Source organism: Colwellia sp. C1TZA3 (genome assembly GCF_007954265.1).
Classification (GTDB): domain Bacteria; phylum Pseudomonadota; class Gammaproteobacteria; order Enterobacterales; family Alteromonadaceae; genus Cognaticolwellia.
Window position 1 is genome coordinate 1 of sequence record NZ_VOLS01000087.1, and the last position, 10,211, is coordinate 10,211.

The 10,211-nt window shown below is 36.7% G+C and carries 7 protein-coding genes and 1 rRNA gene; 5 read left to right on the forward strand and 3 right to left on the reverse strand.

The genetic code is table 11. The features are described 5' to 3' along the window. Positions 1-2: 2 nt before the first annotated feature. Both rrf and ESZ39_RS16455 read left to right on the forward strand, forming a co-directional pair. Positions 3-117 (forward strand): 5S ribosomal RNA (gene rrf, locus ESZ39_RS16450). A gap of 190 nt (positions 118-307) precedes the next feature. Continuing rightward, positions 308-1,171 (forward strand): bifunctional 5,10-methylenetetrahydrofolate dehydrogenase/5,10-methenyltetrahydrofolate cyclohydrolase, encoded by an 864-nt coding sequence (locus tag ESZ39_RS16455; protein WP_146881016.1) that lies wholly within the window; start codon positions 308-310, stop codon positions 1,169-1,171. A gap of 201 nt (positions 1,172-1,372) precedes the next feature. Here the strand turns inward: ESZ39_RS16455 and ESZ39_RS16460 are convergent, their stop codons facing one another. Next, the gene (locus ESZ39_RS16460) at positions 1,373-1,861 is read right to left on the reverse strand and encodes a GNAT family N-acetyltransferase (protein ID WP_146881017.1); all 489 of its coding nucleotides are present in this window, start codon (positions 1,859-1,861) and stop codon (positions 1,373-1,375) included. 502 nt (positions 1,862-2,363) lie between these two features. Between ESZ39_RS16460 and ESZ39_RS16465 the strand changes: the two genes are divergently transcribed. From ESZ39_RS16465 to ESZ39_RS16475, 3 genes are all read left to right on the forward strand, one after another. Beyond that, the gene (locus ESZ39_RS16465; protein WP_146881018.1) at positions 2,364-3,713 is read left to right on the forward strand and encodes a DEAD/DEAH box helicase; all 1,350 of its coding nucleotides are present in this window, start codon (positions 2,364-2,366) and stop codon (positions 3,711-3,713) included. 338 nt (positions 3,714-4,051) lie between these two features. After that, positions 4,052-6,487, forward strand: coding sequence for a winged helix-turn-helix domain-containing protein (locus tag ESZ39_RS16470; protein WP_146881019.1), 2,436 nt, complete (start codon positions 4,052-4,054; stop codon positions 6,485-6,487). Between the two features lie 28 nt (positions 6,488-6,515). Next, the gene (locus ESZ39_RS16475) at positions 6,516-6,974 is read left to right on the forward strand and encodes a hypothetical protein (RefSeq protein WP_146881020.1); all 459 of its coding nucleotides are present in this window, start codon (positions 6,516-6,518) and stop codon (positions 6,972-6,974) included. An 83-nt stretch (positions 6,975-7,057) separates the two neighbouring features. On the opposite strand, the gene ESZ39_RS16480 is transcribed toward ESZ39_RS16475, so the two are convergent. After that, positions 7,058-7,900, reverse strand: coding sequence for a 23S rRNA (adenine(2030)-N(6))-methyltransferase RlmJ (locus tag ESZ39_RS16480; protein ID WP_146881021.1), 843 nt, complete (start codon positions 7,898-7,900; stop codon positions 7,058-7,060). Positions 7,901-7,999: 99 nt separating this feature from the next. Then, positions 8,000-9,592, reverse strand: a complete 1,593-nt coding sequence (locus ESZ39_RS16485) for an ABC-F family ATPase (protein ID WP_146881022.1) — start codon at positions 9,590-9,592, stop codon at positions 8,000-8,002. Positions 9,593-10,211 lie beyond the last annotated feature (619 nt).

The window sequence follows — 10,211 nt, forward strand, 5'->3', positions numbered from 1 at the left end:
TGTCTAGCGACAATAGCGACATGGCCCCACCTGATCCCATTCCGAACTCAGCAGTGAAACGTGTTAGCGCCGATGGTAGTGTGGGAGTTCCCATGTGAGAGTAGGACATTGCTAGGCTTCTATTTAGAAAAGCCCGATTCGAAAGAGTCGGGCTTTTTGCCGTCTGGGATTTTATTTTATTTCTGTATTCTGTATTAAGGCCTTTGTAAATCATTGGTTTTTCCATAGGATAGCACGACTAAGTAATGCTACAGGGTTTGAGCTTTAACAGTTATTCCCCGTTTCTGTTTAACCAATGAGAATAATAATGAATATTGATGGAAAGTTAGCAGCAAAAAAATTGCGAGACAAATTAGCTGTTGAAATATCTGAGTTTAAATCGCGTCATGGTATTCAGCCGAGTTTAACCGTACTGCTTGTTGGTGAAGATCCCGCTAGCCATATTTACGTAAAAAATAAAGTAAAACAAACACAAGAAATTGGCATGATCTCCAATGAGATAAAATTACCCATTGACACTACTCAGGAATATTTACTAAGTCAGCTTGAGCAATTAAATAATGATGACAGCGTCCATGGCATTCTAGTCCAGTTACCTTTACCAAAGCATATAGATGAAAATGCTATTATATCAGCTATTAATCCAGAAAAAGATGTTGATGGTTTTCATGCGATAAATTCTGGTCGATTATTTAATGGTGCAGCAGAGGCTATAGTACCCTGCACGCCACAAGGTTGTGTGATGCTGATAAAGCAACATTTAGGTGATGATTTATCTGGTAAGCACGCTGTTGTTATCGGTCGATCTAGTATTGTTGGTAAGCCTGTGGCCATGTTGTTACTGCAAGAAAATTGCACGGTAACTGTTGCACATTCTCGAACAATAAATTTACCAAAAGTATGTCAGCAAGCTGATATTCTAGTCGTGGCTGTTGGGATCGCTAAATTTGTTAAAGTTGCTTGGGTTAAAGAAGGGGCCACTATTATTGACGTTGGCATCAATAAAATTTCAACTGACGAGGGCAAAACAAAACTGGTTGGCGATGTAGATTATGATGCGGTTATTGCTAAGTGTGGGGCTATTACGCCTGTTCCAGATGGCGTAGGGCCAATGATAATTGCTTGTTTATTAAAAAACACTCTAACAGCGGCTAAAAATAGCCTGCGCTAGCGCTTAACTTCGGTAGTCATTTAAAATTTTAAAATCAAGTTTAATATTTTATTAAAAATTTTTAGCGATCTGAAACCGTACTGATCTTTAAAGAAACTGAAGTTTTAGGTGGCTCAAAAAGCAAGTGAAATAGCTTTAATTGCAAAAATAGCGCTTTATATACCGTTATCAGTATAGAATAGCAATTAACCACCGCTCGGTTTAATCAATCACACTACAACGAAAGCAGTGTAAATTTTTCTGTTTTTCTTGGTAACGAATCATTCGTTGTTTAAACTCTACGGGCAGCTGATCTACTTCGTCACAGGTGTTATAACTAATAAAGTGATTTGATAAATAAAACGTTTGTAATTCCTTATCAGCAAAGCAAATAAGGTTTTCATATTTTGCTTGTTTTTGCTCATTTTTATCAGAAATAATGGTGTGCAGAATTAAACTTGCGATATTTTTACTACGTTGATCTTTGTCAGTAACTAAGCCATGTAGTAGCCAAAACTTATCCGCTTCTTGACCACCTGATACTATTGCGCTGGCTATAATGAGCTGATCAACTTTAACCATATAACATTGATCTTGACCAATAAAACTTGCCGCATATTGCTGGTTTTTGTAAAAGCGAAAAATGTCTTTTTTATCTGTCTTTAACGCTTTTATAACTTTGTATGACGAGGGGAAAGTATCTAAGTTCATTTAGTTATGTCGATTCATAGTGTTAACTTAATTTATTTCAGTCAGCTATTTTGTACTAGACCTCTACAGATATTCGTACATGACTTTACTCATTGACTGAGCTCATTAAGCGAGCAAACTTCGTCTTTTGTTAAGCGATTTACAGTCAAAGAAAAGATAATAGCGTTTAGTTTCAGCCAATTCTAATCGTTTTGTGAGATAACCGATATATTTACCCACAGATATTGATACTTTAGTTAAGATAAAAGACCATTCTGTTCGAACCTATGTGTTTATTTAATCTTTGGTATTGAATTAGCCCAAATCAGGTATTAATAGATGAATTTAAATCAAACAAACGAGCAACCATTAGTTAGTTTAGAAGTATTTCTTTTTAAACCAAAATAGTTTGGCTAAACATCGGCAATTACAGGTTACAATACGCTATTGTATTTTTGGTTTTATGTGTCTGTAACAATTATATTGTCCAACAGATATAAGTTAAATAACGTGGAGAGTAAGCTTGCAGTTTAGTGATTTTGGATTGGATAGTAAAATAATGTCAACTGTAGAACATTTAGGTTTTAGTGAGCCTAGTGAAATTCAGCAGCAGGCAATTCCTGCCGCTATGGCAGGTCATGACTTGATTGCTTCATCTAAGACCGGCTCAGGTAAAACGCTAGCCTTTATTATTCCTGCTATGCAGCGCTTGTCGAAAAATAGAGCGTTAAGTAAGCGAGATCCCCGTGTGCTTATTTTGACGCCAACACGTGAATTAGCTAAGCAAGTCTTTACTCAGCTAAGAATGTTCACATCGGGCTCTACGTTTAAAGCGGTACTTATTCTTGGTGGCGAAAACTTTAATGACCAAGTTAAAGTATTAGAAAAAGAACCTCATTTTATTGTAGCTACACCAGGACGTTTAGCCGATCATTTGTCACAGGGGCATTTCCATCTTAGTGGTTTAGAATTACTCATCCTTGATGAAGCAGATCGTATGTTAGATCTAGGCTTTGCCGATCAGTTATCACAAATCAATAAAGCTGCCGATCATCGTAAACGCCAAACGTTGCTGTTTTCTGCGACTTTAGATCACGCACAAGTTAATGACTTTGCTTTAGCATTATTGAAAAAGCCAAAGCGTGTCGCTATCGGCAGTGGCTATACCGAACATAAAGACATTACTAAGCGTTTTTATCTTTGTGATAACTTAAGCCACAAAGAAAAGCTACTGGCACACTTTATTGCTACTGAAGATCACCAGCAAATAATTATATTTACTGCGACCCGTGCTGATACCGACAGGTTATCGACATTATTAACTGAGCAAGGTTTAAGTGCTGTTGCGTTAAGTGGTGAGCTAAACCAAGGTCAACGTAACCAAATAATGGACGGTTTCAGTAAAGGTCAGCAAAAAATACTGATCACAACTGATTTAGCTTCCCGTGGCCTCGATTTAATTAATGTTTCACATGTCATCAACTTTGATATGCCAAAGCATACCGAAGAATTTGTTCACCGGATTGGTCGTACTGGCCGCGCAGGTAGCACAGGCGATGCTATTTCATTTGTTGGACCTAAAGATTGGATAAGCTTTAAAAATGTAGAAGGCTTTCTACAACAAAAGCTGAGTTTTGATACTGTTGATGGCTTAAAAGCTAAGTTCAAAGGCATCAAGCCCAAGAAAGCGAAAGTTGACAGCAAAGTAAAAGATAGCAATAAATCAGTTGTAGTTGCCAAAAAACCTAAATCGAAGAAAATTGTTAAAGATACTTTTCTAGCCGAAGATGCTGGCGAGTTACCAGTATTAAAACGCAAAAAAATAGTTACCTCACAAGAGATTGATAATTCAGATATTAATGAAGTGGAATAACTCTGATTAGTTATTTTAACCAGTAAGCTTTTATAGACCCGCTATGCCTCAAGAATAAAAAGGCCTAGCGGGTTTTTTATTTTCATAGCACTTGATTGTGAATTCACTTAAGCATTTATGACTCCCTATCAATTGTAATAATTAAAGCTTTTTTTGTGAAAAATTCCTGTCAATGAGTACTGATAAAGCTTTATTAAAGGTGTTTTTAGCTGCTTTATCATAGAGAGCCATTCGCTATTTTTTCTAATATCAACAATACTTATATTTTGATCTAACCCTAAACTTTATCAAGAGTGCCTACCGGCATGCTGTGCTCTTTTTTGTGAGGCTACCATCACGTGTCAGCGAGCAATGAACCAGAAGTTACAGTTTCATTAGATAACGTTAGGGAGCACTTTGTTGTAGATGCAGAGCTACATCAGGGCTTTCAATTAGGTAGTCTAGTGATTGAGCCTGATTTAGGTATCGTGATTCGAAATGGTCAACGATACCATTTAGCACCTAAAGTGATGGAGGTTTTACTCTATTTATCATCGACTAATGGTGTGATTGTCTCGCGAGAACAAATTTTGGCTTTTGCTTGGGGTGATAATTACGCGGCAAAAACTAATGTTACCCATGTCATCAGCGAAATTAGGCACGTACTTGATGATCACAAAGAATGTCCTACCTATATCCAAACTATTCCTCGTAAAGGCTATCGTATGCTTTTACCGACAGTGGCAAAGTCAGTGCATAGTATTTGGCCGTTCCCAGTTGATCAAGTACACCAAATTAGTGGCTCAGAAAAAAAATGGAAATTATCATTTTCATTATTAAAAAGTAGCCGTTTAATTAACGCTAGTGCCGCATACTTAGTGGTATCTTGGGTTTTATTACAAGTATTCTCAATTATTTTACCTATTTTTGATGTGCCAACTTGGGGAGGTAAAGTAGGTGCTTTATGTTTAGTTATTGGCTTTCCTCTTGTTATTAGTTTTCAGTGGTATAAAGAATTTAAAATAAGAAAAAAGTTTGCTTATGACAATAATAAAAGTAACCGATTTATTTACCGACAACTTTCTGTCGATAGTTTTTTTATATTAATTATGTTGTTGATTATATATTACGTGTCTACTCATCTTATTGAAAAAATAGAGAGAGAGAGTACTTTACAGCCACTTAATGTAGTTTTTGATAATAAAGCGCCTATTGCCGATGTAATTGAAAATTCAGTTGCTGTTTTACCTTTTTATGCAACTGATGTAGACAAAAATCCTCAATACTTTGTTTCAGGTTTGCAAGAAGAGCTGATAAATCTATTAACATTAAAGTCTGTTTTTAAAGTGTCTTCAATAAGAGCTATAAATGCATTAGAGCCTGAAGCAAGCATTGAAGAAATTAAAAATAATTTAGGCGTTAAATATATTGTAGAAGGGCGTGCTAAAGTTGTAAACAGTACATTAATTATTAACACTAGCATGACAGATGTGATGACTGGTTTCCAAGTTTGGTCTGATGAATCTAAGGGTTCAACTGATGAACTGGTTATACTTTATAGTGACTTATCTCGTAAAATTACTAATGCATTACGTTTACTTATTGTTGGCGATAACTCAGTAAATAGCATTAATGCCATGCCAACAGAGAATTTTTCAGCCTACGATGCTTACTTACAAGGCAAAGAAAAGTACAGAAATTCAAAAAACATCAATACGTTAATCGCAGCAGAAAAACTCTTTATTATCGCTCTACAATTAGATCCTGATTTTATTCAAGCTTCGTCAGCTTTATGTCAAACCTACTTAGATAAATATTTATTGAGCAATGATACAAAGGAATACGAAAAAGGCTTAAATGTTTGTCAATTAATTGCCAGTAATAAGACCGTATCGTTTGAATCAGAATTAGCGCTTGGTAGACTTTATCGTGTCAATGGTCAATATGAAAAAGCTGAAACACACTTAAATAAAGCAAAACTGATTAAACCAGAGTCGAGTGAAGTTTATATTTCATTAGCTGATTTATACGCAAAATTAGAGCAAAGTGATAAAGCTGAAAGTTTATATCAACAAGCGATTAGTCTTGAGCTAGGTAATTGGAAAAACTACTATGACTATGGTTTGTTTTTGTTTTATTCGGGGCATTATCAACAAGCAATAAGCCAGTTTAACAAAGTAATTCTAATCAATAAAAATACAGCCATGGCTTACAATGCTTTAGGGGCATTATATTACCTGTTATTAGATTTTGAACAGGCGAATATTGCGTGGTCAAAATCACTGGCAATTGAACCAACATCAGTAACCTTCTCAAATTTAGGTACGGTTCTTTTTTTTATGCAACGCTATGAAAATGCAGCTGAAATGTATCTACAAAGTGCTGAATTAGCACCATTAGATCCTACCGTATGGGGCAACTTAGGTGATGCATTTAAATATACAAAAAATCAAAAAAATAGTGCTAAGTCGGCTTATAAGAAGGGACTTGAACTAGCCAAAAAAAATGCCATCATCAACAATAAAGATTCTAGCTTACAAGCACAAATCTCTCGTTACTATTCTGAATTAACTCAATGTAGCCAAGCAAAAGACCATCAAGACATTGCACTTAAAAATAATGTGCAAGATCCATATATTTATTACGATTTATCCATAGTTGCGATTAATTGCTTTGACGTTAACGATATGAAGCCATTTATTAAAAAAGCTATTTTTTTAGGTTATCCCCGACAGCTTTTATTGGCGGATCCTCAGTTTTACGACTATAAACATTGGTTAAAAGAAATTGTTTGAAACCATTAACCTGAATAAGGAAAATTCAATGAATATCCAAAAAATAAAATTACTGAAAAAAATTATTAGCGGTTTAATACTATCAATAGTGACCACTTCTTTGGCGGCTTTTGCTGCTAGCAACAGCGCTAAAGATAAAGAATTGCTCATTCATGTTGATCCATTGACACACTGCGCAGTTAAGGTAGCTCCTTCAGTCAATGAAAGTAACTGTGCATTGTTATACTCAGAGAGTAAGAACCCCTGTAAGAATGATCCCGAATGTGTTTGTTCAAAGAGTGAAAAATATATTGCTTGGCAAACCACTACTGGTGATGCATTTGATATTCGCTTTACCCAGGGGTCGCCTTTCAAAAGGTGTGAGTATAGAGCAGGTCGCGATGGTGAAGTGCGTTGTAAAATCAAAAATTCAGGTGACTATTACTACGAAGTAAATGTCAAAGGCTGTGCAACTAACCCTTATGATCCTCGAATAGTAGTGCAATGATTTTTTATAATATATAACCTGAGATCGAGCAATATTTTTTTTGGTGGCTAAAGTGCACTTCTCCAAAGCTCAGGTTATTTTACCTATTCGCTAATTAATTGCTTAACACTGTACTGGCTCTCGGTATTACCAAGCTTTGTTTTCAAATAGGGCAGTATTTCATCTAACTGACGAGTTAATTGCCATGGTGGATTGACGATAAATAGGCCTGTGCCGGTCATCCCATATTCTTCAGTATCTGCATGTTGGCAATATTCTATTTGCGTTAAGTTACGAACTTCACTCTTGGTAAAGGCGTTCTGCATTTGTTCAACAAGTTCACGTTTAACGACTGGATACCATAAAATGTAAGTGCCGGTAGCAAATTTTTTATAAGCATTAACAACCGTACGAACCGCTTTTAAGTAATCTTCTTTTAACTCATAAGGTGGGTCAATTAATACCACGCTACGACGATTTGGCGGTGGTACTAAACCTAACACACCTTGGTAACCGTCAGATTGCTTAACATGGGACTTATTCCACCGTTGGCTATATTCTTTTAAGTGTTCAATATCAGTTGGGTGTAACTCAAATAAATGCGTGCTGTCTTGTCGACGAGTGAACTGTCGAGCAATACCAGGTGAACCAGGATAGAGCGTGAGTTCGCCAGCTTCCTGATTTAAATTTTTTACTAAATCAACATACGGCTGCAGGGCTTCGGGTAAGTCATCATTTTCAATTAATTTAGCAATACCGTTTTTATATTCACCAGTTTTTTGAGCGTATTCATCGCTCAGTTGATACATGCCAGCGCCCGAATGACTATCTATATAATAAAAGCCCTTATCTTTTCGGGTCATGTACTCTAGTACTAAGGTTAATACCGAATGTTTTAAAACATCAGCAAAGTTTCCAGCGTGAAAAGCGTGTCGATAACTGAGCACAATGGCTCCTTAAAATAGCGTAATAGCAATTAAAATAATAAAGCTATCAAAATTAACTCATGATAGCTTTACTAAAGTTTGTTGACCGATATGATTAATTTACACTTTTGAGGCTAAGTACTCGTCGTAACCACCAGCAAAATCAGTATAACCACCCGTTGTTAATTCGATAATACGAGTCGCTAAGCTTGAAACAAATTCTCGGTCATGACTAACAAACAAAATGGTACCTTCATATTGCTCCATTGCCATGTTTAATGACTCGATAGATTCCATATCCATATGGTTTGTCGGCTCATCCATAATGAGGATATTTGGACGTTGCATCATGATTTTACCAAACAACATACGACCTTGTTCGCCGCCTGAAAGTACTTTTACTGATTTGTTAATGTCGTCAGCAGAGAATAATAAACGTCCTAAATAACTACGAACGGCTTGTTCGTCGTCACTAGGTTGGCGCCATTGGCTCATCCACTCAAATAAGGTCATATCATTTTCAAATTCATAACTATGGTCTTGCGCGTAGTAACCAATGTTGACGTTTTCTGACCAAGTGTATAAACCTGATGTTGGTTGATACTCAGCTTCGCCCATCAGCGTGCGTAAGAAGGTAGTTTTACCAACACCATTTTGTCCGATAATTGCCACACGCTCACCAACTTCAATCATCATGTTAAGGTTGGTTAATACCTTATTATCATCGAAATTTTTAGTCATGTTTTCAAGTACAAGGGCATTACGGAATAACTTTTTGTCTTGTTCAAAGCGAATAAATGGATTAACACGGCTTGATGCTTTTACGTCAGCCAATTGAATCTTATCAATTTGCTTAGCGCGAGATGTTGCTTGCTTTGCTTTTGAAGCATTGGCAGAGAAACGCGCCACGAAAGCTTGTAATTCACCAATTTGAGCCTTTTTCTTCGCGTTGTCAGACATCAACTGTGCTCTAGCTTGGGTAGACGCTAACATGTACTCGTCATAGTTACCTGGAAATAACCGTAACTCGCCGTAATCTAAATCAGCCATGTGGGTACAAACACTGTTTAAAAAATGACGATCGTGCGAGATGATGATCATAGTTGAATCACGAGCGTTCAAGGTTTCTTCTAACCACTGAATGGTGTGAATGTCCAAGTTGTTGGTTGGCTCATCAAGTAATAAAATATCGGGATTAGAGAATAGTGCTTGGGCTAATAACACACGTAACTTCCAACCTGGGGCAATGTCACTCATTAAGCCAAAATGTTGATCTACAGGAATACCGACACCCATTAATAGTTCACCGGCACGACTTTCTGCGCTGTAACCATCCATTTCAGCATATTCAGCTTCTAAATCTCCGGCACGCATACCATCTGCTTCAGTCATTTCAGGCAAGGCGTAAATGCCATCACGTTCTTCTTTTATTGCCCACAACTTGGTATGACCCATAATAACGGTGTCAACTACAGACGTTGCTTCAAAACCAAACTGGTCTTGACGAAGTTTACCAATACGCTCATTTGGATCTAAATTAACATTACCCGAGGTTTGCTCTAAATCACCACCTAAAATTTTAATAAAGGTTGATTTACCGCAGCCATTGGCACCGATTAAACCATAGCGATTTCCGCCCCCAAATTTTTGTGAGATGTTTTCAAATAACGGCTTAGCACCGAATTGTTGGGTAATATTGTTTGCAGCTAACATATAAGTTCCGTAGCGATTGTGTAGATGAGTGTAAGTTGAACTTTAATTTAAGTTTAACCTTAAATAATGCGCGAGATTATACAGTATGATGACGTTGTTTGGAATTCTAGTGGGACTTGAATGTGCAGGTTTTTTGCTAGCTTTACATGAGTTGTAGTGATTTGATAAATGCTTATCATTAAAGTCATAAAATGAAATGAAATTACGCTATGGTGGTGCTAATTAATGGCGTTAACATTGATGAAAACGTTAGTCCTATGGCACTAACGTGCGCCATATAATAGGCCATTATTACTCAGCTAAGTCAGGCTTAGCCACTGAGGTGACTGATTATACCAATCTGATTAATTTTCTGACTACTTTACTTGGTTAAAATAAGCCACTAGGGCGTTATTTATTTAACTATTAGCATAACGAGTGATTAAAATAAATACTCGGTATTTGGCTGTTCCCCCTAGCTATAAAGTAGACCCGCTCATTAATCAACTTGGTATAATACCAGTTCCATTAAGTTTGTGATCTTGTTGTGCGCAGGAAAAATAACTCAAGGTAAGGCGCTCGATTGAGCAATAGCTGGCTATTGGGATTGAGAGCAACACAGCCTTGAGCTATTTTAACT

Bases quoted from the DNA above. Each gene is read 5' to 3' on its own strand.
- ESZ39_RS16460 (WP_146881017.1), bottom strand. From the start codon at position 1,861: ATGAACTTAGATACTTTCCCCTCGTCATACAAAGTTATAAAAGCGTTA.
- ESZ39_RS16485 (WP_146881022.1), bottom strand. From the start codon at position 9,592: ATGTTAGCTGCAAACAATATTACCCAACAATTCGGTGCTAAGCCGTTA.
- ESZ39_RS16455 (WP_146881016.1), top strand. From the start codon at position 308: ATGAATATTGATGGAAAGTTAGCAGCAAAAAAATTGCGAGACAAATTA.
- ESZ39_RS16475 (WP_146881020.1), top strand. From the start codon at position 6,516: ATGAATATCCAAAAAATAAAATTACTGAAAAAAATTATTAGCGGTTTA.